Origin of the sequence: Streptomyces sp. NPDC002619 (genome assembly GCF_042889305.1) — a bacterium.
Taxonomy (GTDB): domain Bacteria; phylum Actinomycetota; class Actinomycetes; order Streptomycetales; family Streptomycetaceae; genus Streptomyces.
This window is the reverse complement of the sequence record NZ_JBIAQV010000001.1, coordinates 105,665-129,559: the sequence shown is the minus strand read 5'-3', so window position 1 is coordinate 129,559 and position 23,895 is coordinate 105,665. Positions and strand designations below refer to the sequence as shown.

The 23,895-nt window shown below is 70.2% G+C and carries 21 protein-coding genes and 1 pseudogene; 5 read left to right on the top strand and 17 right to left on the bottom strand.

What is annotated here, in order from left to right; all coding sequences use genetic code 11:
- Positions 1 to 65: 65 nt before the first annotated feature.
- Entirely contained in the window at positions 66 to 1,400 is a 1,335-nt protein-coding gene (locus ACFYXB_RS00695) for a geranylgeranyl reductase family protein (RefSeq protein ID WP_389576494.1), read from the bottom strand.
- Between the two features lie 48 nt (positions 1,401 to 1,448).
- Between ACFYXB_RS00695 and ACFYXB_RS00690 the strand changes: the two genes are divergently transcribed.
- Entirely contained in the window at positions 1,449 to 1,955 is a 507-nt protein-coding gene (locus tag ACFYXB_RS00690) for a GNAT family N-acetyltransferase (RefSeq protein WP_351348663.1), read from the top strand.
- Positions 1,956 to 2,089: 134 nt separating this feature from the next.
- A complete protein-coding gene (locus tag ACFYXB_RS00685; RefSeq protein ID WP_351348660.1) occupies positions 2,090 to 2,398 on the top strand; it encodes a PASTA domain-containing protein in 309 nt (102 codons plus the stop codon).
- A 21-nt stretch (positions 2,399 to 2,419) separates the two neighbouring features.
- On the opposite strand, the gene ACFYXB_RS00680 is transcribed toward ACFYXB_RS00685, so the two are convergent.
- The 5 genes from ACFYXB_RS00680 to ACFYXB_RS00660 form a co-directional block, all read right to left on the bottom strand.
- Complete coding sequence (locus ACFYXB_RS00680; protein WP_389576492.1) at positions 2,420 to 3,115, bottom strand: demethylmenaquinone methyltransferase; 696 nt, start codon at positions 3,113 to 3,115, stop codon at positions 2,420 to 2,422.
- A gap of 171 nt (positions 3,116 to 3,286) precedes the next feature.
- On the bottom strand, positions 3,287 to 3,886 hold the full coding sequence (locus ACFYXB_RS00675; protein WP_389576491.1) for a hypothetical protein: 600 nt from the start codon (positions 3,884 to 3,886) through the stop codon (positions 3,287 to 3,289).
- A 7-nt stretch (positions 3,887 to 3,893) separates the two neighbouring features.
- Positions 3,894 to 5,093 (bottom strand): cyclic dehypoxanthinyl futalosine synthase, encoded by a 1,200-nt coding sequence (gene mqnC / locus ACFYXB_RS00670; protein ID WP_389576489.1) that lies wholly within the window; start codon positions 5,091 to 5,093, stop codon positions 3,894 to 3,896.
- Positions 5,094 to 5,164: 71 nt separating this feature from the next.
- Positions 5,165 to 5,893 carry a prepilin peptidase gene (locus tag ACFYXB_RS00665; protein ID WP_389576487.1) on the bottom strand — a complete coding sequence of 243 codons (729 nt, stop codon included), beginning with the start codon at positions 5,891 to 5,893 and terminating at the stop codon, positions 5,165 to 5,167.
- 38 nt (positions 5,894 to 5,931) lie between these two features.
- Positions 5,932 to 8,877 carry a BTAD domain-containing putative transcriptional regulator gene (locus ACFYXB_RS00660; protein ID WP_389576485.1) on the bottom strand — a complete coding sequence of 982 codons (2,946 nt, stop codon included), beginning with the start codon at positions 8,875 to 8,877 and terminating at the stop codon, positions 5,932 to 5,934.
- A 565-nt stretch (positions 8,878 to 9,442) separates the two neighbouring features.
- Here ACFYXB_RS00660 and ACFYXB_RS00655 point away from each other — a divergent pair.
- A pseudogene (locus ACFYXB_RS00655) lies at positions 9,443 to 9,745 on the top strand (hypothetical protein); the annotation flags it as partial.
- Positions 9,746 to 9,750: 5 nt separating this feature from the next.
- Here the strand turns inward: ACFYXB_RS00655 and ACFYXB_RS00650 are convergent.
- The 11 genes from ACFYXB_RS00650 to ACFYXB_RS00600 all read right to left on the bottom strand — a co-directional run bounded on the left by ACFYXB_RS00650 (position 9,751) and on the right by ACFYXB_RS00600 (position 21,735).
- On the bottom strand, positions 9,751 to 10,347 hold the full coding sequence (locus ACFYXB_RS00650; protein WP_389576483.1) for a hypothetical protein: 597 nt from the start codon (positions 10,345 to 10,347) through the stop codon (positions 9,751 to 9,753).
- Positions 10,348 to 10,388: 41 nt separating this feature from the next.
- A complete protein-coding gene (locus ACFYXB_RS00645) occupies positions 10,389 to 14,963 on the bottom strand; it encodes an RHS repeat-associated core domain-containing protein (RefSeq protein WP_389576481.1) in 4,575 nt (1,524 codons plus the stop codon).
- Positions 14,964 to 15,136: 173 nt separating this feature from the next.
- Entirely contained in the window at positions 15,137 to 15,598 is a 462-nt protein-coding gene (locus ACFYXB_RS00640; RefSeq protein ID WP_351348639.1) for a pilus assembly protein TadG-related protein, read from the bottom strand.
- On the bottom strand, positions 15,595 to 16,023 hold the full coding sequence (locus tag ACFYXB_RS00635; protein ID WP_351348636.1) for a TadE/TadG family type IV pilus assembly protein: 429 nt from the start codon (positions 16,021 to 16,023) through the stop codon (positions 15,595 to 15,597). Before ACFYXB_RS00635 ends, ACFYXB_RS00640 begins: the two co-directional genes overlap by 4 nt.
- Positions 16,024 to 16,479: a TadE family protein gene (locus ACFYXB_RS00630; protein ID WP_389576479.1), complete on the bottom strand. Its 456-nt coding sequence runs from the start codon at positions 16,477 to 16,479 to the stop codon at positions 16,024 to 16,026.
- A gap of 41 nt (positions 16,480 to 16,520) precedes the next feature.
- Complete coding sequence (locus tag ACFYXB_RS00625) at positions 16,521 to 16,772, bottom strand: hypothetical protein (protein ID WP_389576477.1); 252 nt, start codon at positions 16,770 to 16,772, stop codon at positions 16,521 to 16,523.
- Between the two features lie 83 nt (positions 16,773 to 16,855).
- Positions 16,856 to 17,776, bottom strand: a complete 921-nt coding sequence (locus ACFYXB_RS00620; RefSeq protein WP_389576475.1) for a type II secretion system F family protein — start codon at positions 17,774 to 17,776, stop codon at positions 16,856 to 16,858.
- Positions 17,773 to 18,738, bottom strand: a complete 966-nt coding sequence (locus ACFYXB_RS00615; RefSeq protein WP_389577410.1) for a type II secretion system F family protein — start codon at positions 18,736 to 18,738, stop codon at positions 17,773 to 17,775. Before ACFYXB_RS00615 ends, ACFYXB_RS00620 begins: the two co-directional genes overlap by 4 nt.
- A gap of 26 nt (positions 18,739 to 18,764) precedes the next feature.
- Complete coding sequence (locus ACFYXB_RS00610) at positions 18,765 to 20,072, bottom strand: CpaF family protein (RefSeq protein WP_389576473.1); 1,308 nt, start codon at positions 20,070 to 20,072, stop codon at positions 18,765 to 18,767.
- Complete coding sequence (locus ACFYXB_RS00605) at positions 20,069 to 20,998, bottom strand: hypothetical protein (protein ID WP_389576471.1); 930 nt, start codon at positions 20,996 to 20,998, stop codon at positions 20,069 to 20,071. The genes ACFYXB_RS00610 and ACFYXB_RS00605 overlap by 4 nt, the downstream gene beginning before the upstream one ends.
- A gap of 17 nt (positions 20,999 to 21,015) precedes the next feature.
- Complete coding sequence (locus ACFYXB_RS00600; RefSeq protein ID WP_389576469.1) at positions 21,016 to 21,735, bottom strand: hypothetical protein; 720 nt, start codon at positions 21,733 to 21,735, stop codon at positions 21,016 to 21,018.
- A gap of 610 nt (positions 21,736 to 22,345) precedes the next feature.
- Between ACFYXB_RS00600 and ACFYXB_RS00595 the strand changes: the two genes are divergently transcribed.
- Positions 22,346 to 22,675, top strand: coding sequence for a hypothetical protein (locus tag ACFYXB_RS00595; protein ID WP_351348616.1), 330 nt, complete (start codon positions 22,346 to 22,348; stop codon positions 22,673 to 22,675).
- A 7-nt stretch (positions 22,676 to 22,682) separates the two neighbouring features.
- Positions 22,683 to 23,888: an enoyl-CoA hydratase/isomerase family protein gene (locus ACFYXB_RS00590; protein WP_389576467.1), complete on the top strand. Its 1,206-nt coding sequence runs from the start codon at positions 22,683 to 22,685 to the stop codon at positions 23,886 to 23,888.
- Positions 23,889 to 23,895: the final 7 nt, after the last annotated feature.

Genomic DNA, 23,895 nt, shown 5'->3' with positions numbered 1-23,895 from the left:
CGGACCAGGGGCTGTTCGGCCCCTGGCCCGCATCTTGACGCACCTCGATGCGCCCGGCGTCCCGGTCAGGCCTTCGGGGCCACCTTGCTCAGCCCGTTGATGATCCGGTCCATCGCGTCGCCGCCCGTCGGGTCGGTGAGGTTGGCCAGGAGCTTCAGGGTGAACTTCATCAGGAGCGGGTGGGTCAGGCCGCGCTGGGCCGCGATCTGCATGACCTTCGGGTTGCCGATGAGCTTCACGAAGGCGCGGCCCAGCGTGTAGTAGCCGCCGTAGGTGTCCTTGAGGACGCGCGGGTAGCGCTGGAGGGCCAGTTCGCGGCTCGCGGGCGTCGGGCGTGCGTGCGCCTGGACGATGACGTCGGCGGCGAGCTGGCCGGATTCCATGGCGTAGGCGATGCCCTCGCCGTTGAACGGGTTCACCAGACCGCCGGCGTCGCCGACGAGCAGCAGGCCCTTGGTGTAGTGCGGCTGGCGGTTGAAGGCCATCGGCAGGGCGGCGCCGCGGATCGGGCCGGTCATGTTCTCCGGGGTGTAGCCCCAGTCCTCCGGCATGGACGCGCACCAGGCCTTGAGGACCTCGCGCCAGTCCAGTTCCTTGAAGGAGTCGGAGGTGTTGAGGACACCCAGGCCGACGTTCGACGTGCCGTCGCCCATGCCGAAGATCCAGCCGTAGCCGGGCAGCAGCCGGTCCTGGGGGCCGCGGCGGTCCCAGAGTTCCAGCCAGGACTCGAGGTAGTCGTCCTCGTGGCGCGGGGAGGTGAAGTACGTGCGCACGGCGACGCCCATCGGGCGGTCCTCGCGGCGGTGCAGGCCCATCGCGAGGGACAGCCGCGTGGAGTTGCCGTCGGCGGCGACGACGAGCGGCGCGTGGAAGGTGACCTCGCGCTTCTCCTCGCCGAGCTTGGCCGTCACACCGGTGATGCGGCCGGTGCGGTCGTCGACGATCGGCCCGGAGACGTTGCAGCGCTCGTACAGCCGCGCCCCGGCCTTCTGGGCGTTGCGGGCCAGCTGCTCGTCGAAGTCGTCGCGCTTGCGGACCAGTCCGTAGTCCGGGAAGGAGGCGAGATCGGGCCAGTCGAGCTGGAGCCGGGAGCCGCCGCCGATGATCCTGAGGCCCTTGTTGCGCAGCCAGCCGGCCTCCTCGGAGATGTCGATGCCCATCGACACCAACTGCTTGACGGCGCGCGGGGTGAGGCCGTCGCCGCACACCTTCTCCCGCGGGAACTCGGTCTTCTCCAGCAGGAGAACGTCGAGGCCGGCCCGGGCCAGGTGGTACGCGGTCGTGGAGCCGGCTGGCCCCGCGCCCACGACGATCACATCGGCGGTGCTGTCGGAGAGGGGCTCGGTCACGGCGGGATCTCCCCAGGGTTCGAAATCTGCGTGCCGACCGGCACAGGACATGGGCAGTCTATTCAGCGGAACCGATCACCCGGCTGAAGGGTTGCCCCAGTGAACCGAGCTCTCCCCGATGTACGGCTGCGTGTGCCCACCCACGAGGACGCCGTCACCTGGCACCGGATCTTCGCCGACCCGGACGTCATGGAGTTCCACGGCGGTAAAGCGGCGGAGCTGTCCGTCTACGAGGAGCTCACCGCCCGGCAGCGCCGGCACGACGCCGAGCACGGATTCTGCTTCTGGTCCATGGTCGACGGCGACGGTGAGGTCATCGGTTTCACCGGTGCCCAGCCGTGGGGCCGGGACTGGGGACCGGTGGGCGAGATCGAGATCGGCTGGCGCCTCGGTCGGGCGCACTGGGGCAAGGGGTTCGTCACGGCCGCCGCGCACGAGACCCTGGAGCGGCTGCGGGCGGCGGGGTTGACGAGCGTGGTGGCGATGGTCGACGCCCGCAACGAACGCTCCATCGCGGTGACGCGGCGGCTGGGGATGCGGCTCGCCGAGACGTTCACGACACCGGGGGCGAAGCGGCAGGGACACTGTTACCGCCTCGATCTGTGACCGACGACATATAACCGACAGTAATCAACTGTCACAGTAAGCCACTTGGCGCTTCCGGACGGCGTGCGCACCGGGTTACCCTTCCAGTACCGCTGGGGGTGACATCTGTGCGCATAACACCCAAAACACCCGAAGTGCACGTACCGCGACTGGTCGGACTCATGGCCGTGGACGCGCGCGAGACGGCCCGGGCGCAGGGCCTGTTCCTCGCCGCGCCGGACCGCCCGGACTTCCACCTCGCCGTCGTCGACTACGTCGTACGCCAGTACCCGCAGCCCGGCGCCGAGGTGCCGCGGGAATCCATGGTGTACGTGTGGTTCGACTTCGGCGAGGGCGAAGGCGGAGGTGGGGTGCGCGAGCCACGCATCCCACGGCCGCCGAGAGGCGGGCTGCAGCGGGAGCTGGACGAGCCCGGGGACGCGATCGAGATGATCAACCGGTGAGCCCGCCGGTCGGCCGGGGCCTCAGCTCTCCTTGAAGCCCCGGTGCAGGGCCACGACCCCGCCGGTGAGGTTGCGCCATGCCACCTTCGACCAGCCCGCCTTGCGCAGCCGCTCGGCCAGCGCGGGCTGGTCGGGCCAGGCGCGGATGGACTCGGCGAGGTAGACGTAGGCGTCGGGGTTGGAGGAGACCGCGCGGGCGACCGGGGGCAGGGCGCGCATCAGGTACTCGGTGTAGACGGTCCGGAAGGGCGTCCACGTGGGGTGCGAGAACTCGCAGATCACGACCCGTCCGCCGGGCCGGGTCACCCGGTGCATCTCACGCAGGGCCGTGTCCGTGTCCTGCACGTTGCGCAGCCCGAAGGAGATCGTCACCGCGTCGAAGGTGTCGTCCTTGAACGGCAGCCGGGTCGCGTCGCCGGCGGTGAAGGGCAGCCAGGCGTTGCGCCTCTTGCCGACCTGGAGCATGCCGATCGAGAAGTCGCAGGGGACGACGTAGGCGCCGGTCCGCGCGAAGGGCAGCGACGAGGTGGCCGTACCGGCCGCGAGGTCGAGGATCTTCTGCGCGGGGCGTGCGTCGACCGCGTTCGCGACCTCCTTGCGCCATCGCCGGTCCTGCCCGAGGGACAGCACGTCGTTGGTGAGGTCGTACCGTTCCGCCACGTTGTCGAACATCGAGGCGACTTCGTGCGGCTGCTTGTCCAGAGATGCGCGGGTCACCCGCCCATTGTGGCAGCAAGGGGTACAGCGCCACGGAAGCGCCCTCGGCGGCGTCACGGAAGCAGTCGCGGCTTCTGCCACGCGGCCACGTCCTCCACCCAGCCGCACAGCAGGACGAAAACGGCGATCAGCAGCCGGCCGACGCCGAACAGGAACCCGGAGGGGTGAGTCCTACCGGCGGCGGTACAGGAGCCGCCCGCCGATCACGGTCGCCACGCAGGTCCCGGCGCCGCGTCGGACCAGTTCGGCGCGGTCGGCGACATCGAAGACGGCGAACCGGGCGGGTCCGCCCGGCACGAGCGCCGGCAGCAGGATCAGCGGGGTCGGGGACAGCGCCGCCGGGCCCGGGAGGCGGTCGGGCCGCTGACCCACCGCGAGTCCGGCCCCGCGCACGGCGTCGACCACGGCCCGCGACCGCAGTTCACCAGCCACCGCCACCGTGCCGTGGGCGAGCATCCGCTGCACCCCGCGCCGCGCGCTCGCGCCGAGGCGTGCGGGGTCGCTGCGGAAGATCTCCCGCGCCCGCGCCCCGCCGATCGGGTCGGCGCCGAGGACGTCGGCCTCCCGCGGGTCCGGGTGGTAGGTGCCCTCCAGCAGCTCCGGACCGTACGGATTCAATAGTCCCGGGGTGAGGATTCCGGGCCAGCGCCGCACCTTCGCCCGGGGGTGGGCGGCGGCCAGCTCCTCGTACGGGCCGACGGCGGCGACGGTCGCCCCGTCGACCAGGACCGCCGCCTCGGGAGACTGCTCGGCGAGGTGAAGTGTCAGCACAGCAGGGTCAGTTGGACGCGAGGAGCTTCAGCTCGGGGTGTGCCGTGCCGCCCTCGATCGCCGTGGAGGAGATGTGCGAGACCACCCGCTCGTCGACGGGGTCGTTCGCCGGGTCGTCGTGCACGACCAGGTGCTCGTACGTCGTCGCCCGCTGGGCCGGGACGCGGCCCGCCTTGCGGATCAGGTCGATGATCTCCAGCCGGTTGGAGCGGTGCTTGGCGCCGGCGGACGAGACGACGTTCTCCTCCAGCATGATCGAGCCCAGGTCGTCGGCGCCGTAGTGGAGCGACAACTGGCCGACCTCCTTGCCCGTGGTGAGCCAGGAGCCCTGGATGTGCTGGACGTTGTCGAGGAACAGGCGGGCGATCGCGATCATCCGCAGGTACTCGAAGAGCGTGGCCTGGGTGTGGCCCTTCAGGTGGTTGTTCTCGGGCTGGTAGGTGTACGGGATGAAGGCCCGGAAGCCGCCCGTACGGTCCTGGACGTCCCGGATCATCCGCAGATGCTCGATACGCTCGGCGTTGGTCTCGCCCGTGCCCATGAGCATGGTGGACGTCGACTCGACACCGAGGTTGTGCGCGGCCTCCATGATCTCCAGCCAGCGCTCGCCGCTCTCCTTCAGCGGGGCGATGGCCTTGCGGGGCCGCTCCGGCAGCAGCTCGGCGCCGGCGCCGGCGAAGGAGTCCAGCCCGGCGGTGTGGATGCGGGTGATGGCCTCCTCGACGGAGACACCGCTGATCCGGGCCATATGCTCGACCTCGGACGCGCCCAGGCTGTGGATCACCAGCTGGGGGAAGGCGTCCTTGATGGCCTTGAAGTGCTTCTCGTAGTACTCGACGCCGTAGTCCGGGTGGTGGCCGCCCTGGAACATGATCTGCGTGCCGCCGAGTTCGACGGTCTCGGCGCACCGGCGCAGGATGTCGTCGAGGTCGCGCGTCCAGCCCTTGGCGGTGTCCTTGGGGGCGGCGTAGAAGGCGCAGAACTTGCACGCCGTGACGCACACGTTCGTGTAGTTGATGTTCCGCTCGATGATGTACGTCGCGATGTGCTCGATGCCCACGTACTTACGGCGGCGTACGGCGTCGGCGGCGGCGCCGAGCGCGTGCAACGGGGCGTCGCGGTACAGAACGAGCGCCTCTTCGGGGGTGATCCGCCCACCGGCGGCGGCACGGTCGAGGACGGGCTGAAGGTCGGCCTTCTCGGGCACCGGGCTTCCCTTTCGTCAAGGGGTGTGGACGGACGGAGTCAGCCTACGCCAGCGACTTCGCCGAGTTCGCTTCAGGCCGCGTACGCCCCGACCAGTAGCCCGGCGTACGCCCCCGCGATCAGGAACGGCCCGAACGGTATCGCCGTCTTCCGCCCCGCCCGCCGCGCGACGACGAGCGCACCGCCGTACAACGCCCCGAACAGGAACCCGGCGAAGGTGCCGAGCATGAGAGTCGCCCAGCCGTACCAGCCCAGTACGGCGCCCATGCCGAGCGCGAGCTTCACGTCGCCGAAGCCCATGCCGCCGGGGTTGATGAGGAACAGCACGAAGTAGCCGCCGCCGAGGGCGAGGGCGCCGTACAACGCTGTGAGCCAGTCGCCGGCGTGCTCGGGGACGAGAGCGACCAGGGCGAGGAGCGCGAGGGCGGCGGCAGCGAGGGGCAGGGTCAGCGGGTCGGGCAACCGCTGCACTCGGAAGTCCACGACCGCGAGCAGCACCCCGAGGGGCGCGAGCAGCAGCCAGATGCCGAGTTCGGGGCGGGTGCCGGTGGCAGCGGCGAGAGAGGCGCAGACGAGGGCGGTGACGGTGGCGAGGAGAGGGGTGTGGGGGCCGTACGACAGCTGGGCGCAGTCCGCGCAGCGCGCTCGCCCGAGCCATCCGCGCACCGGATGCCCGCCCGGGCACCGCCCCCGCCACGGCTCACCCGCCGGGGCGGAGAAGCGGTAGGCGGCGCGGGGCAACAGGGCACCGGCCGCCGCTCCCCACAGCGCGGCGGCGACCACGAGCGCCAGGTCACTCATCCCGCGTCAGCCATCCCTCGTGCCGCGTCTCGCGTCGCTCAACCGGCCGCGGCGACGCCGTCGCGCCACGTCGGAAGCAGCTCGTCGAGGAGTGCTTCCGTGCGCGGCGGCAGACCGCGGGCTCCGCTGCGGGTGAGCAGATCGGCGGCGAGGGAACGGACGCGGTCCGGGTCGCCGGTGGCGTGCGTGGCGCGCAGCAGCTCGTTCCACAGGCGCTCGTCGGCCGGGGCCGTGCGCAGCGCCGCGTCGAGCGCCTCGATCGCCTTCTCCGCGCGGTCCTTCTCCAGGTGGAACGCGGACAGCGCGAGCCCGATGTCGGCGACCAGCAGCGGGAGTTGGGCGTCGATGATCTCGTGCGTGAGCCAGCGGTAGCGGCTCTCGGGCCGGTCGGCGAGGAGCGGTCCGCGGACCAGGACGAGCGCGTCGGTGAGCAGCCGCCCGCGTACGGCGCGGCTGTCGACGCCCTTGCCCTGCGTGGCCTCGTGGTAGAGGGAGCGCAGTACGTCCAGGTCGGACACGACGGACTTGGCGAGCGTGAGCCGCCCTGTCGCGTCGGCGCCGAGGCGGGGCGTGCCGTCCGGGTCGGCGCCGAGCCAGCCGCGCAGCCGCTCGATCAGCGCGTCCCGTACGTCCTCCGTGACCCCCCGCGGCCACAGCGCGGAGGCCAGCACGCGCGGGTGCACGCCCTCGCGGTGCAGGAGCAGCAGGGCGAGCGCCTCGTGGAGCAGGGCGCTCCGCTCGCCGTCCGGGGTGTCGAGGCCGATGATCTCGTACGGCCCGACGAGCCGGGCGTACACCGCGGGCCGCCCCTGCTCGCTGATGTCGACGAGGAACGGCGGGGTGTTGACCGGTCCGTCCGGGTCGCGCTCGGGGTCGGCCCCGATGAACAGCTCGACGACCGCGCGCTGTTGGACGGCCGGAAGCAGCTGCGCGTCCAACTCCAGTCCGAGCAGCGGCGCGAGCAGCTTGCCCTCGGCCGTGATCTCCATCTCCCAGGCGGCGCCGGGCAGATCGCCGGTCTCGGTGCCGACGAGGTAGCCGATGCCGAGCCGGCCGGCGTCGGCGGCGAGTTCGGCGAGCTTGACGGCGTCCTCGGCAGAGGGCTGGGCGGCGAGCAGGACGAGGTGCGGCGCCCAACGGGTGTGCTGGGCGGGCCCCGTACGGCCGGTGAGCACGGAGTCGTGCCCTGCGGCGCCGAGCGCGCCCCGCCGCTGCCGCGTCTCGGCCTCCATCGTCTCGACGAGCGCCTCGATGCCGTCGAGGTGGCGCAGCCGGTTGGGGGCGAGCGCGGTGAGGTCCTCGCCGAAGCCGACCAGGGTGATGGTCATGCGGTCCGACCAGCCGTTGGTGGCGAGTTCGGCGGCGACCGACGCGAACACGGCGGCCCGGTCGGCCTCGCGGCCGCTCAGCGAGACGATGCCGGGCACGGCCTCCAGATTGAGCAGCAGGCGCGAGTCGTCCATGGTGCCGAGGCTGACGAGGCCGGGGTAGGGGGCGGCGGCGTCGAGGTCCTCGTACCGCTCGGCGTCGGCGCGGCCCAGCATCCAGAACGTCTGGTCCTGCCCGAGCTGCCAGGGCGCGGGCGGCTTTCCCGCGGGCTGGGCGAGCTGGAGGTGCAGGTCGCCGTTGCTCAGCCAGGCCGCGTAGACGACGGGCAGCGCGCGGGACTCGGCGGTGAGGGAGGCGGCGAGGCCGCGCAGCGACCGGTCGAACAGCCGTACACCCTCCGGGTCGGCGCCGACGAGCAGCGCGTCCTGCACGTCCTGGGCGTCCCCGGTCGGCGTGGGCGGCTCCATGCCGCGCCGCCCGCCGACGGCACCGAGCGCCGACTGCCACAGGGCCTGACGGCGCCGGCGCCCGAGGGCACCGAGGAGACCGGCGGCGAGGAGGGGGGCGCCGATGAGGGCTTCGGGGAGGCCGAAGGAGTGGCTGCCGGCGTGGGAGGCGGCGGGGGTGGCGTGCTCCTGACCCTGCTGGTGTGCGGCCCCGCCGTCGGAGGCGGGCCGCTGCCGGGGCAGTGAGACCTGGGAGGCACCTTGGGAGGCACCGCCGCCCTGCTCGGCGTGGTCCCCGCTCTGGGAGTAGTCGTGGATCTGCTGCCGTACGTCGTGCGAGACATGGGCGTCGGGCATCTCGACGAGTTCGCCGCCGTGCGCGTCGGCGGGCATCTCCATGATCCAGCCGGGCCGGATGAGGCTGGCCTCGGACAGCTTGGAACCGTCGGGCTGGGTGCGGTCCTTGTTGAGCTCGTAGATCTCCTTGTACCGGCGCCCGTCGCCGAGGTGCCGCTGCGCTATCTCCCACAGGGAGTCGTGGTGGCGGCCCTCGGGGGGCTGGATCCGGTAGTACTTCGTCCCGCCGTCCTTGGCCGTACTGCCGCCGAGGTCCGCTTGGACGGCGGCGTGCGAGGCCTGCTCGGCGAGGGCGGCCGCGGAGTGAGCGGCCTGCTCCTGCTGCTGCGCGAAGAGCCCCGGCGTCTGCTGCGCGGCGGCGACAGCCGGCCTCTGATTCCCCTCCAGGCTGTGCCCGAGCTGCGAGAGCCCCGGGGTGAGGCTGGCCGCGGTGGCCCCCACGAGCAGGAACGCGGCGACGAGTTGCCGGGCGAGCAGCTGGCTGGGCCCGGCACCGGGCACGCGCCCGGCCAGCCCGGCCCCGGACACCGCGGCCTTGACCTCGACGAGCACGCACGCGGTGAACTGGGCCCAGGCGAGCCACACGATCACCGTCAGTACGTTCAGGAAGGTTGTCACGGTGATCGGCCGCTGCAGCCAGTCGAGGCTCGGCGCCCCGTGCGGCAGGGGCCAGCCGACGAGGACGGCCAGCGCGCCGGGCACGCCGACGACGAGCACGAGCAGGGCGACGAACGCGAAGAACGCCCTGACGAAGTCCCCGAACGTACGCCGCCGGATACGCACCGGCTGCGGTGTCCGATTCCGCGGGCCTGTCGGGCTTCCCGTCGAGCTTGATGTGCTGCGTCGCGCCATGGCGGGTGTCCTGGGTCGTGTGTGGGAGGAGTGGGTCGCGGGGGTTGTTCGCTGCGTGGGCCGAACCTGTTTGAGCCTACAGAGATCCTATTGACTCGGACTGACAGCGTCGAAGGGCAACGACCGGAACGAGTACGGCACCAGTGCCCGATTGAGCATGGAATGCCGGACAGAGGGGAGTTGGACCACTCCCCCACCGCCCCCCAGGCGCATCACGCGCCCCGCCGGCAACCGCCAGACCCCACGGAGGAGATGTTGCCACGCTTGCCCTTGGTGGGACCGCTGACCTGACGGACCTTGATCCGGGAGTAGGTGGCGGAGGCGTAGATGTCCTTGTCGTGGGTGCCCCCGTGCGTTCCCGCGTCTTCTTGTCACCGAGGAGAGTGGGCTTGGGGTCGTACGCCGGCAGCTTGCCGAAGACGGTGAGGTCCTTGCTCGTACAGGTCTTGATCCACTGCCGGTCCTGCGACAGCCCCGAGTCGGCGTCGTAGAAGGCGACACGAAGGAACAACTCCGGGCTGGATACGCGGCGATCATCGCCAACGAGCCCAACGGCGGCGACGCCCTCGCCCTCCACCTCGGCCCCGGCACTGACGACGCCGAGACCTACCCCACCTCCGGCAACTGCACGATGAACGACGACGACTCGATCGGCACGCCGTACACGAAGGGCGACGCGGAAAGGACCCCGCCCTGCGGCATCAGGTACCTCCGCGCCACCAATGGCACCCCGTACCACCTGAAGGCCAGCGTCACCCGGCAGATCACCTGGGTAGGCACCGGCGGTGCCAAGGGCGATCTCCCCGACGGCACCTTCGAGACCACCCAGGACATGAACGTCCAGGAGTTCCAGTCCGTCAACCGCTGAAGCGTTCAGATGCCCCAGGGGTCCGGATGCGGCACGGCCTCCGGGTCCTCGGACCACAGCAGCCGGGCCTCGATCTCGTCGCCGGTCAGCTCGATGAGACGGTCCGCCGCCCAGCCGTTCCACTGGACGGCACTGGGGAACTGCGGCAGGCGGAACGCCGGGAGGTGCACGGGGAATGCTTCGGGCCGGAAGACCGCTTTCTTGACCTCACCGCCCGCCTTCTTCGGCTTGGACGACCTGCGCAGGTCCAGACAGTCGACCACCTGTTCCACCACGTACAGGACGTAGTCGTCGTCTTTCGCACCGTCGATCTCGACGGGCACGAAACTGCCGGCTGTGAGCAACTCGTCGCCGAAGCGTTCGGCGAGACGACGGCTGAGCACGGGAGCGCCGTGGTAGCCGGTGGGAAACTCGCTCTTGGCCCAGCGTGTCTCACCCAGCCATTCGGCACGCAGCCGAGTGGGCCGACCCGCGTCCCCTCCCACGCGCTGCCAGCGCATGAGCTCACGTGCATCGAAATTGTTGAGATGCAGCGTCTGGTATTCACTGAGGCCCGGCAGGAGCCGGTACACCGACAGACCCTTCTCACGTACATCGGCCATGGCATCACCATCCGTGTTCGTTGTCGCGTCTGCGTAGTCCATCACGGTGCGGTCCATATCGCGTTCACCGCTGGCTGCCCGCCCGCCAACTCAGCCTCGACCTGCTGCCCGATGGAACGTAGTTCCCGACGCAGTGCACCGCGGATGGCACGCGCTCCGTAGCCGGCATCCGTCATCCTGTCCACCGTGATGTTCAGATGAGCGTTCAGGCGTGTCAGGAACATCTTGCGATGCGTGAAGTTATGGGGCCGCGGATGCCCGAGCGGGATCCCGTTCGCCGCGTCGTTGATATCGACACCGTACTTCTCCAACAGGGCTCGTGATTGTGCCGCCCCGTTGCGCTTCATCCCCGACGGCACGATGTGGGCCGCGGCCTCGCCCGCGCTCTTCGCCCGCCCCTCCCGCGCCAGGTTCTTCGCCAGCAGGTCGGCGTTCTCGGCGCAGGTGAGGAGGCCGAGGTAGTCGAGCCACGACAGCGGGTTCGGCACATAGGCGCGCGGGTTCGGGCCCGCGTCCAGTCCGAGCGGATCGGCGCTGATGTAGGCCGCGGTGACCGGGTCGTAGTACCGGAAGAAGTTGTAGTGGAGCTGCGTCTCGGGGTCGAAGTACTGGCCCGGGAAGCGCAGCGGGGTGGACGTGCCGACTGACCCCTGTGGCCCGGTGAGACCCCACAGCGTGGCGTCGGCGCGCCACACGACGTCGCCGCCCTCCGAGACGAGTTCGGTCGGCGTGCCGACCAGGTCGGTGACGATGGCGTAGAAACGGTCGTCGACGACCTCCTGGGGAGCGTCGGCCAGGGTGGTGCGCTCCGTCTGGGTCAGGGGCCGTACGCCGTCCCGGTCCCAGGTCAGCGTGGACGTCCGCGAGGAGTCCGCCCGGACCGTGGACTGCTCCACCAGGTGCGGGCCGTCCCACGTGAAACGGGTCTCCTCGGCGATCCCTTGCCCGTCGGTGGTCAGCCGCCGCTTGGCGACCCGGCGCCCCAGAGGGTCGTAGAGGTAGCGCCAGACCGTGCCGTCAGGTGTGACGGCCGAGGTGAGCCGGTCGTCGGCGTCCCACGTGTAGCGCCAGATGTCGGGCTTGCGCGAAAGCCGGGTCCGGCGGCGCAGCACGACCCGCCCGGCGGCGTCGTACTCGTAGTGGATCCCTCCGGCGCGCAGGACGCGGTTGCCCTGGTGAACGCGCTCGCCGCGGCCCTCCTGGGCGGGGTAGCCGTCCGGCCAGGAGGCCCGGGTCTGGTTGCCCTGCTCGTCGTAGGCGTACGACTCCGTCCACTGCTCCGCGCGCACCGCGAGGACGTGTCCGTCCGGGTCGAGGTCGAACGTGCGGCGGCCCGCAGTGCGGTCGTCGAACGCGGTTACGTGGCCGTCCGGACGGTACGTGTAGGTACGGCCCGTCAGTGGGCGCGGGCCGGTCGGCGCCGTCAGCTGCTGAGCCGTCAGCCGGTCCCCGGCGTCCCAGGCGAGCGTGAGCGTGAGGCCGGTGCCGATTCGCCTGGTCGTCTCCCGGCCGAGGCTGTCGTGGGCGAACTCCAGGGTGCGGTCGGCGGCCGTGAGTGATGCGCGGTGTCCCGCCGCGTCGTAGGCGTACGTGCTGACGGCGCCGCTCGGCATGGTCCGGTGGACCGGGCGGCCCAGGACGTCGTAGGCCGTGGTGAGGGTCCGGCCGTCGACGGTCTCGGCGGTGACGCGGCCGCCGGCGTCGTAGGCGTAGGTGAGCGTGGCGTCCGGTCCCACGGCCCGCACGAGGCGGCCGGCGCGGTCGTGCTGGTACGTCGTCGTCCTGCCGTCCAGCGTCGACCGGATCTGGTTGCCGACCTCGTCGTACGAGAACTCGGCCGACTGCCCAACGGCGTTGGTGCGACTGAGCAGTTGGCGCGCGGGGTCGTGGGTGTAGGCGAGCGTGCGGCCGTCGAAGTCCGTCTCCGAGATCAGGTTGCCCACCGCGTCGTATCGGTAGTCCCAGGTCAGCCCGCGTGGACCGGCCACCCGGAGCAGCCGCAGCTCCGTGTCGTGCGTGAAGGTGTGGCGGACGCCGTCCGGTGTGGTGCGCGAGGTGAGCAGGTCGAAGGGGCCGTAGGTGAAAGCGGTGGTGCGGCCCAGGACGTCGGTGTGGGTGAGCTGGTTGCCCTCCCCGTCGTACGTCCACCGCTCCACACCGCCGTCCGGCGAGGTCAGCGAGGTGAGGTGGCCCTCCGCGGAGTAGGTCCGCCGGGTCGCCCCACCCAGCGCGTCGACGACGGTGGTACACCGGCCGAAGGCGTCGTACGTGTACGTGGAGACCGCCCCGAGCGGATCGGTGGCCGAAGTCGATTGTCCGGCCGGGTTGTTGGTGAAGCGGTGGACCGCGCCCGTCGCGTCCGTCAGCGTGGCCAGCGCTCCCGTCGGTTCGCGGCCGAACCGGGTGGTGGCTCCGTCGCCGGTCGTCAGCGACGTGCAGTTGCCGCGCTCGTCCCACTCCTGCCGCAGGACGGTGCCGTCGTACTCGGTGATCACCACCGGCAGGCCCAGGTCGTTGTAGCGGGTCGTCGAGACGGAGCCGTCGGGCAGCCGGACCGCGGTCGGGCGCCCCGCCTCGTCCCAATCCATGCGAAGCGAGCGCCCGAGCTGGTCGGTACGACTGAGGAGCCGGTCACGGTGATCCCACTCCTGGGTGACCGCGTGGCCGAACGCATCGGTCTCCTCGACCAGTTGGAAGGCGTCGTTGAACCGGTAGTGCGTGGGGTGGCCCAGCGAGTTGACGGCGACCGTGCTGTGGGCCTCGTCGTCGTACGTGAACGTGTAGGAGAGGAAGCCGTCCATGCCGTGGCCGGCCACGCAGCGGCCGGCCTCGTCGTAGTCGAATCGGTACCAGACCCCGTTGCGGTCCTCCCAGCGCGTGATGCGGCGGCTGTCGTCGTAGGAGAACCGCAGGGGCGGACCGAAGAAGTTGTGTACGGCCGTGAGGTTGCCTCGGTCGTCGTAGCCGTACCGCACGAGTAGCGGCTGCTCGGGGTGGCTGCGCAGGGCCAGTTCGGTGATCCTACCGTTCTCACAGGTCACGCCTATTCGGTAGCCGCCGTGGTGGACGATCTCCTCGGGCGTGCCGTCCGCCCGGTACGTCACATCGATCGTGTTGCCGTTGCGGTCGACGACGGCCGCCAGCGGAAGTTCGGGCGACGGCCGGCCCGGCAGTGGCCGGAAGATCAGCCGGTTGCCGGTCTCGGGCCGGTGCACGACGAACTCGCCCTCGGCGGACCCGTCCCAGCTCAGCGGCCACGCCGGGCCTTCCACCGGCAGTACGGAAACCTCGGCGTCCGGGACCGGGTAGGTCAGGACCATGCCGTCGTCGACGGCGAGTCGGACGCCGGTGGCGTCGAGCGCCAGGCGCTGGTCGAGCATGCACACCCAACTCGGGCCGAGAAGGCGCCCGCTGCGGACGCGGGTGCGATGGTGCCGCTCCAGGACCAGGGGAAGCACACCGTCCAGCGAGACGTCCACGGCGGACATGACCAGTTCGCCGGTAGCGAGATCGACGGGGTCGCCACGGGTGATGAGCTTCTTCATCTGTCGCCCGAGCACCCGGGTGGACTTGCCGAACCCCTTCGCGCCGAGCGCCATCCCCTTGAGGCCGGTCTTGCCCAGACCCCGCAGCCCCTTGGCGAGTTTGCCGAAGCTGGTGATGCCCTTGCCGCCGGGTATGCAGTCCAGCGCGGCGAAGGCCACATCCCATAGCGAGGCTTGGCCTTGGGAGTATTTGTAGAGCGTGTCGGCGAGCACGACCAGGGCGGCGATCAGGACGATCGCGCCCAGGATCGGCCCGCCGATGATCATCGCGACGATGCCTACCACCGCGACAACCACCTTGCAGACCGCGACGATCGTGTCCCAGTTGTCCTCGAACCAGTCCCCGATGTCCTCCCACCACGACCGGTTCTGAATACCGGCGTCGGACGCCTCGTCGATCTTCCGCTTCGCCTCGCCCGCCGCCTCCTCACGCATCTTCCGCGCGTCCTCGGCCATCTTCTTCGCCGCATCCAGCGCACTCTGCGCAGCCGTCACGTCCGACTGGGCCTTGGAATGCGCCGACTTGGCGCTCTGCACATCCCGCGTCGCGGCACGGACCTTCGCCTCGTCCGGCTTGTCGGCGTCACTCTTACGGCCGGTGGGGTCGTCCTTGTACTTGTCCGCCTCCTTGTTGGCGCGAGTGACCCACGAATCGGCGCTCGACAGACGGGACTTGGCGGAGGTGAGGTCGTCCTGGGCCTCCTTCGCCTTGGCGAGCGCCCTGTCCGCGAGGGCCTGCGCCCGCTCCAGCTTCGGCCAGAAGTCCGCCAGCGCATCGCCACACATCTCGTACGACGTCTTCAGCTTCTTCAGGTTCTTCGGAACATCCCCGAACTGCTCCTTGAACACCTCCGCCGACTTGCCCGCCCACTCCAGCAGCGTGTCCTCACCCGCCATGCCCTTGACCAGGCGGACAGCCTCGGACACGTCGTGCGCGAAATCGTGCAGCTGCTTGGCCAAGGAACGGACCCGGTCCGGGTCCCCCGGTGTCGGGTCCTTGTCCAACTCCAGCGGATGCCAGTCCGTAGGCCGATGCCCCACCATGCCGTCACGCCCCCGTCGCGCGTACACCCTCAACAAGCCTGTGCACACGTGAACTTACAAGGAACGGTCGTTCGATGCGAGAGCGTCAATGGCCCGTGCCAACACAGGTCACATGCAGGGCACTTGCCGTGAACCAGCCCTGCCCGTCCCCCGGCTGCGGCGGAACCTCCGGCTCGGCCCTCCTCCGGCCGAACACCGCGTCAACCGACCTCGTTCTCCGCCACCGCCTGGCCGTGCACGACCACGTCCCCGCCGTAGAACATCCCGGTGAAGACCGGCTGGTACGTCAACTGCACCTCGACCTCGACCTGTTGCGCGTCGGCCGTCACACAATGGGTCGCGGCGATGTCGGCGCCGCTCATGTCCATCTCGCGCGCGAAGGTCTTCACCCGCGCGTCGCAGTCCTGGTAGTTGATGGGCGCCGGACCGCCCTGGTTGTCGTACAGGGCTTCCTTGTCGATGTCCTGCGCGGCGTAACGCGCGGCCTGTTCCGCTATGTCGGCGGCTCGTTCGCGCTTGGAGATGGACAGGCCGCCGTCGATCACGAAGGCGGAGAGGGAGAGAAAGACCAGGGCGAAGATGATCACCGCGCCCGCTCCCGAGCCGCGGTCGTCCAGGCGGTGCCGACGCTCGGCCCACCAGTCCCGTACGACACTCCTCACGCCGACCTCCGGAACGGATCCAGCGGCGAACTGAAGCTCGCCGTCAGCCGCGTCGGGACGTCCAGACCCAGCATCGCCAGGCCCCGCACCTGGCAGCTGACCTCGACCGTGAAAATGGTGTCGGGTTCGAAGCCCTGGCTGGTCTGGACGACGGACACCGGGCCGGAGCAGACGTCCGCCAGGTCGGCCTCGGCGGCCTTGCGGGCCTCAGCCATGGCCGTTCCGTGGTCCTTCTGGATCGAGCCGGCGCGGGCCGCGTCACGCGCGGCGCCGTCCAGGGCGCCCCGGCCGTCGACCAACTGCCCGAAGGCCACAAGCACCAGGATGAACATGATCATCACCGGGGCGAGGATCACCACCTCCACGGTGGACAGGCCCCGGTCGGCCGCCTCACCACCGAAGCGTTCGCGCAGGAAGGTAACCATCTAGTTCTCCCCCTCCTTCACGAACCGCTCCACCGGCCCCGACGACTGCGCGTGCACCGTCAGGTCCAGGCCCGGGAACACCGTCGGCACCCGTGCCGAGATCTCCACGCCCACCATGTGCTGCTCCGGCTGGAGCATCGTGACGTTCGGCGACAGCACGAGCTGCGGGCCCAGTTGCTGGATGTAGGAGTCGACGACGTCCCGCGCCTCGCCCCGCCAGGCGCCGGGCTGGGCGTCGGCCGTGGCGCGAGCCTTGCGGGCGCCCGCCTGGGCCGCCGCCTGGGCCACGTGGTCGGCGAAGAAGTACAGGGCGAACTGCACCGTCGCGAAGATCATGAAGAAGAGGACGGGTGTGAGCAGCACGAACTCGATCGCGGTCATGCCGGAGTCGGACTCGGAGGGACCGCGCGCCGCTTCCGCGCGTCGGCGAACCCATCTGCCCACCTGTGCCCGCATCCCCGTTGCCGTCCCCGCTCTCGTCCCCGTCGTCCGCGCGATCAGCAGGTCTTGCTCGCGCTGGCGCCCTTGATGCAGTCGCCGACCTTGTTGGCGCCGTCGCTCAGCGCGGTGTTGATGATGGCGGCCACCACGCCGACGATCGCCACGACGACCGCGGAGATGATGACCCACTCCACGGCGGAGGCGCCACGATCGAGTTCGCCGGAGCGGGCGCGCGTCACGCGGCCCTGCAGGAAGGTGACCAGGAAGTCCACCGCCGGGATCCCGGTGCTGAAGTTCCGTCCGTTCATGATGAGTTGTCCTCTCGAAGCGATTCGCGTCGCGATAATTCGAAGCTAGTCGGGGCAGTTCTGGATACGGTCTCGGATCCGCGTCACACCTGGAACACCCTCATCGCAGCCGGGAAGATCAGGAACACCAGGAAGCCGGCGCACAGCAGCAGTTGGGCCACGAGCATCGACTGGGACTTCTCGCCCGCGCTGCCCTCGATCTCGGCGAGTTCGCGGTGCCGCATGGTCTCGGCGCGGGAGGCGAGCGATTCGCGGACCTTGGCTCCGTCGTCCGCGACCAGGGCGAGCGAGGCGGAGAGGTCCTTGAGTTCCTCCACGCCCAGTTCCTCGCCGAGCGCGCCCAGCGCCTGCCACTGGCTGATGCCGGTGATGCGGGCGTCGGCGAGGGCGTTGCGGATGCGGTGCGTGGCCCAGCCGTCCGATACCTCGGCCGCGGCCATCAGCGCCTCGGGCAGACCGCGCCCGCCGGCCAGACTCATCGACACCAGGTCCAGATACGCCCCGATGACGCGCCGCAGATCGCGTCGCTTGTCGGCCGCGTCGCGCCGTACCTCCAGGTCGGGCAGGAAGAAGAACAGCGCGGCGCAGAGCAGGGCGAGCCAGACCGGGATGACCGGGCTGGAGCCGAAGCCCATCGTCCACACCACCGCGAACAGGAACGGGCCGAAGAACAGGCCTGCCGTGGCGAGCAGCACCTTGGTCGCGAGGAACTTCTCCCAGCTGCGGTCGAGGACGGCGAGGTCCGCGCGCAGCGAGCGCTGCTCCCAGCCCTGCTGGAGGTAGAACTCGGCTACGCGTGCGCCGACTTGGGCCCGCAGCGAGCCGACGCGGCCCGTGTCCCTGGTCTGGCGGGCGGTTTCGTACGCCGTTCCGCGCGCCCGCATCGCGTCGATCCGCGCGACCTGTGCGACCGCGCTGCGCCTGGTCGGGATGAGGGCGCGGATGAGAGCGTAGACACCCAGTCCGAGCACCACGCCGACCACGATCGGCATCGTCAGGTTCACCGGTGTACACCTTCTTCCGGCTGGAACGGCGAGGCCTGCCCGGCCTGCCCGGCCGGTCCGGCGGGCGTGCGGGGCCGTACGAACTGCACCGACGACTCGTCGCGCACCAGGAAGCGCTCGGGCGTCTCGATCGTGGACAGCTTGCGCAGCCACCAGAAGCCGAGCGCGAACAGGGCGCAGACGATGGCCAGGACGAGCTGGCCGACCGCGGTGCCGTACGGCGAGACGAAGTCGCGGTTGAAGACGGCGAGTCCGAGGACGAAGGCGACCGAGACGGCGACCACGATCTGCACCGAGCGGCGTGTGGAGGCGCGTTGGGCCATCACACGCTGCCGCATGTCGACCTCTTCGCGCGCCGACTTGGCGAGGGCGCCGAGCACCTGGCGCAGACCGGGGCCGCGCAGACGGGCGTTGAGGATGAGGGCCGCGACGATGATGTCGGCGGACGCGTCGTCGATCTCGTCGGCGAGCACCTGGAGCGCTTCGGGCAGCGGGGTGCGGGAGCGCAACCGGTCGACGAGGGCGTCGAGGTGGGGGCGCAGGACCGGGGCCGAGGCGCGCGCCGAGGCCGGGATGGCCTGTTCCAGACCGACCGCGCCCGCGATCGTGTCGCGCAGGGACTCCGTCCAGGAGGCGAGGGCCTCCACGCGGCGCATGGCGGCCCGTTCCTCCGCGGCGCCGCCGAAGAGGCGGTCCCAGAAGAAGACGAGGACACCGGCCGCGATACCGGCCACGGCCCAGCGGGTCAGCAGCAGCACGGCGAGCCCGATGATCGCGGCGAGCGAACCGCGCTGACCGGCGAACCGGATGAGTTCGGCGGCCCGTTCGTTGGCCTTCTGCTTCTCGTGGTCGGGCTTGACGGGCAGTCCGCGTACGGCGACGAGGAACAGCGCGAGTCCGCCGCCTGCGGCGACACCGCTGCCGATCGAGTACAGGACGGTGGTGGAGAAGAGCCCGCCCATGGAGCCGAGTGCTTCGAGGTTCATGCTCACCCCCACGCCCCGTGGGGCTGGTAGCCGTACGCCATCAGGTCCTCCAGGCAGGCTATGGGCGCGTGCGGTACGACCCGTCCGTCGGGGGTCTCGGCGAACACCTCGCTGGACAGCACGCGGCCATCGACGCCGTTGACCTCACGGACGGAGGTGACCATGCGCTGGAGGCGGCCGCCGGTATGGTAGTCGTTGCGCCGCTGGATGAAGACGACGAAGTTCACCGCGCCCGCGATCAGCATCTGGCTGGCCTCGATGGGCAGCCGCTCGGAGGCCTGCAACGCGTACGTGGAGATACGGTTGAAGACCTCGCTGGAGCTGTTGGCGTGGATCGTGGACAGCGAACCGTCGTTGCCCTGAGACATCGCGTTGAGCATGGTCACGATCTCGTCGCCGAGAACCTCACCGACGATGACGCGGGAGGGGTTCATACGCAGCGAACGGCGGACCAGTTCGGCCATGCTGATGGCACCCTGGCCCTCGGAGTTGGGCAGCCGTTCCTCGAACGCGACGACGTTGGGATGCAGTTCGGGGAACGTGTCGAGGCCTAGCTCGAGAGCGCGCTCGACGGTGACGAGGCGCTCGTGCGGCGGGATCTCGTTGGCGAGCGCGCGCAGCAGCGTCGTCTTACCGGCGTTGGTGGCCCCGGCGATCATGATGTTCTTGCGGGCGCGGACCGCGCAGGCCATGAAGTGCGCGACCTCGGGGGTGAGTGTCCCGTTGCCGACCAGGTCGGAGATGAACACCTTGCCCATGCGGGCACGGCGGATGGACAGCGCGGGGCGCCGGGCGACATCCATCACGGCCGACAGACGCGAGCCGTCCGGCAGCCGCAGGTCGAGCTGCGGGTTGGCCGAGTCGAAGGGCCTCGAGGACAGGCCGGAGTAAGCACCGAGCACCTGGATCAGCTCGATGAGCTCCTCGTCGGTCTCGGCGACGGGGTCGCCCTTGACCTCACGGCCGTCGCTGTAGCCGACGAAGACCTGGTCGCAGCCGTTGATGTCGATGTTCTCGACGTCGGCGTCGTCCAGCAGCGGCTGGAGCCGGCCCACGCCGAAGAGCGCGGCGTGCACGGCGGCCGCATACTGCTCCTCGGTCTCGGCGTCGAGCGGCGTACGGCCCGCGTTGATCTCGGTGCGGGCGTAGCTCTCCAGGATCTGGGCGATGACCGCGCGGGCGTACTGCCGTTCGTCCTCCGTGGACATCGGCGTGACGTTGTTGACCTGGTCCTGCCGGCGCTGCTCGGCGATACGGTCACCGGCGTCCTGCCGGAACCGCTTGACCAACTGGTGGTCGACAGCGGTCATCGTCCGGCTCCCGCGTGGCCCTGGTGGGGCTGCTGGGGGTGCTGGAAGTGCTGGGACTGCGGCTGCTGCTGAGCCTGGGGTGCGTGATGCGTCTGCTGGTGGGCCTGCTGCGCCTGTGCGGATACGGCCCAGGAGGCGCCGTACTGTTGGTAGAGGTCCGCGGTGACCTTGCGGGCCGAGCGGATGAGGAGCGACTTCTCCAGGCGCCCGCGCTTGCGCCCTGCCAACTGGTCGGCGCCGCTGGGGTCTTCGGCGATCGTGCCGACGACGCGGGCGCCGGTCTGGGCATGCACCAGCATGTCGTTGACCTGGCCCGCGAGCTTGCCCGCGCTGCTCGGGTCGGCGATCAGGACGACGCCGATGAGCGGGGTGGCGAGCGCGGCGGCGCCGCGCGGGCCGCCGTGCAGCTTGGCGGAGAGGGCGGCGGCGCGGTCCCGGACGCGGGCGATGGCCTCGGGTTCGGTGCGCGAGACGAGCAGCACGAGCGCGGCGTGCGGGAACAGTTCGACGGCCGGGGTGTCCCCGCTGATGCGTCCGCAGTCGGCGATGACGTCGGCGGGCGCGTTCGGGGAGTCGGCGAGGGAGGCGAAGGCGTGTCCGAGGGTGGGCCAGAGGCCGGCGAGCCCGGTAGCCTGCTCGGCGATCCCGAGCCCCACGAGAACTTCCAGCCCACCGCTCAACGGCTGGACGTGGTCCCAGAGTTGATCGGGAACCAGCCCGCGCCGGGCGGTGGAGGCGATGGACAGCATGCCGGTGTTGGGGTTGAGCGGCCCGCCGTGCGCGGCGGCACTGCGGTAGACCAGGTCACCGCCGGCGGGATCGGCCTCGGCGAGCAGCACACGCCGCGGCCAGACCGCCGCGAGGGCGACGGCCGCGGTGGTCACGCCGGGGGATCCCTTGTCGGCGGCGAGAGCGATGAGGGCCATGGGGTGGGGGCCGCCTTCTAGTTGCCGTTGCCGGGAACGTGCACGATGGCGACCGCACCGGCGGACGCGGCACGCGTCACGGCGGCGGCGTCGGCCTCGTCGACGAGCAGCGTGAGCGAGAGATTGCCGGTGCTGATGGTGGCGTCGCTGCTGTCGGACTTGGTGTTCACGCGCGCGTTGGCGACGATGAGCCCGTCGGAGGAGCTGGAGCCGGTCGAGCCGGTCTTTTCCGAACTCGAGCTGCTCGTATCGACGTTGTAGACGGCGACGGTGTCGCCGACCTTGATGTCGGCGGGGTACTGCCCCTCCTTGAGGGCGACGCCCACGGACGCCTTGCCGGCCGGGAGCGAGCTGCCCTCGGCGAACATCTGCCCCACGACCACCGTGCCCTCATAGATGGTGGATTTGGCCTTGAGGGACTTGAGGGTGGCGAGCTGGTCCCACTTGACGTAGTCGATGCTGTCGTCGGCGGCGACCATCACGGACGTCACGTTGCTGTCCTTGACGGACTCCCCGGCGTCGATCTGCGCCGTCACCTTGACGACCTCGATCCGGTCCCCGGCGCGCAGCACGAGCGTCGTGGCGCCGAGCGCGCCCACGAGGATCAACAGCACGGCCAGCGCGGCCAGTGCCGGTTTGCGCTCGCGAGGCGCGGTGGGAAGCCGGTCACCGACCCCCGGCTGAGCCGGAGCGGCGGAACGACCCGCGCCCGCCCCCGTACGCTCTTGGATCTTCACGCAACCGCTCCCCGTACGCCCCAGAAAATGTCTGCCAAGTTCTCTGCAAAAGCGGACACTTCACCCCCGGACGCCCGCGCGCGAGACGCGGAACGCGCTGGACGCACCGCCCGACCTGGTCAGTTACCCAGCGCCGAAGTGAGTGTCAAGCGATCGCACCGTATCAGCCGGGCATAGGGCCCTCAAGGCGCGTCCGCCCCTGCGATCCTCGCACGCACGGCCATTAAGCTCTGCAACTACCTTCGTGCGCAGTCCAGTTGAACACCGAGGGCCCACCACACCCGGAACCTGTGCGCCAGCGAACCCCTCACCATCGCACACCTCGGGTCACCACGAACGCACCCTCACGGACCACCCATGAAGCCTGCACGATTCACTCACCACATCGTTTCCCACTCACGAACGAGCAGGGATCAGGCGGAATTTCCATCGAACCAAGTCCAGGCAAAGACACTTCCAGGCGCCGCCCAAGCAACACCCATCCCTTCGTCACGCCCCTTCGATGCGCACTGGGGGCCACCGTACGATCTGCGAGCCGCCCCCTCGCCGAACTCTTCACTCGCGTGAAGTGAGCCACCACACCCGCTGACCAGCTGGAACGGAACGCACAGTGAGTGATCTACGGATCGAGGACACGATCTTCGAGGACCTGAAAAGGACGTTCTCGACGATCTCCGACCGCATGGACACCGCCCGCCGCACGCTGCGTCACACGGACGGTTCGGTCGTCGGCGCGCCCAAACTCGTCGACGAGGTCCACGACTTCGCCGACGACTGGGGCTACGGCATCAAGCAACTGGGCAAACACACCCAGAACGCGGTCAAGATGATCAACAAGATCGGGTCGACCTTCGACAAACTCGATCTGGAACTGGCGGAGTCCCTCAAGTCGGCCCGGGCCTCGAAGTCCGGCAAGTCGGCCAAGCGGAAGGGGCAGTGACCACACCATGGGACGCCCTTCCTTCCCCCACATAGGCTGGGACCCGACCCCTGGAGACGTCGAGCAGACGCGCGAGCTGGCGAAGCGGATCGGCGGCCTGGCGAGCGAACTGGGCACGGCCGTGCGGGAGCTGGAGCGGATCGAGTGCGGCGCCTGGAAGGGCAAGACCGCGATCGCGTTCAGCGAGCACATCTCCACGGACGTCACCCCGCTCATCAAGAAGAGCTACGAGTCCTTCGACAAGGCCTCCCGCGCCCTGCACCGCTGGGCCGGTGAACTCGCCGACTTCCAGGACGAGGCCGACCGCCTGGAGAAAGAGGCCGGGGAGAAGCTCGACGCCAAGGCGAAGGCGAAGACCAAGGCCGACGATAAGGGCGACGGCAAGGGCAGCGACGAACTGGGCAAGGCCTCCGGCGAGGTCGACGCGGTCATCAGCAAGGTCCACGACCTCGAGGACCGCTACAAGAAGGCCGCCGCCCACATAGGGAAAGACCTCGACAAGGCCGGCGACATCGCTCCCGACGAGCCAGGTTTCTGGGACAAGTTGGGGCACGGGATCGCGGACGCGTGGGACGCGACCGGCGACTGGTTCAAGGAGCACGCCGACCTCATCAAGACGATCGGCGACGTCCTGAGCCTGGCGAGCGGCGTCCTCGGCATGCTCGCCATCATCACCGCCCCCTTCGAACCGCTGGGCGCGATCTTCGCCGCCGGGGCGATGATCACGAGCGGTGCCGCGCTGCTGACGCACCTCGTCGCCAAGGCCTCTGGCGCGGATGTGAGTTGGACCGACGTCACCTTCGACGCGCTCGGCATCCTGCCGGGCGTCAAGGGCCTCACCGGCGGCGCCGAACTCGCCAAGGGCGCCAACGCGGTGGCGCGGGCCGCCGAACTCGGCGAGGGCTACCGCGGTGTCACCAGCATCAGCAAGTCCTTCGTGCTCTTCGGCCCGTTGAAGGCCGTACCCATGGTGAAACTCGGCGAGGGCGGCAGCCGGCTCACGCTCGCCGTGGAGAGCGGGCTGCAGAACTTCCGCAAGGGCCAGCTCCTCGGCACCCAGGGACTCAACTTCGCCTCCAAGCTCCCCTTCGTGAAGAGCGCCGAGATCATCGCCCCCATGAGCCGCGCGGGCCGCGCCCTCGACGCCACGATCAAGGGCGGTCTGGACGTGTTCAAGGTGCACACCATCGCTACGAACGACTTCGGAGGCTGAGGCGGGT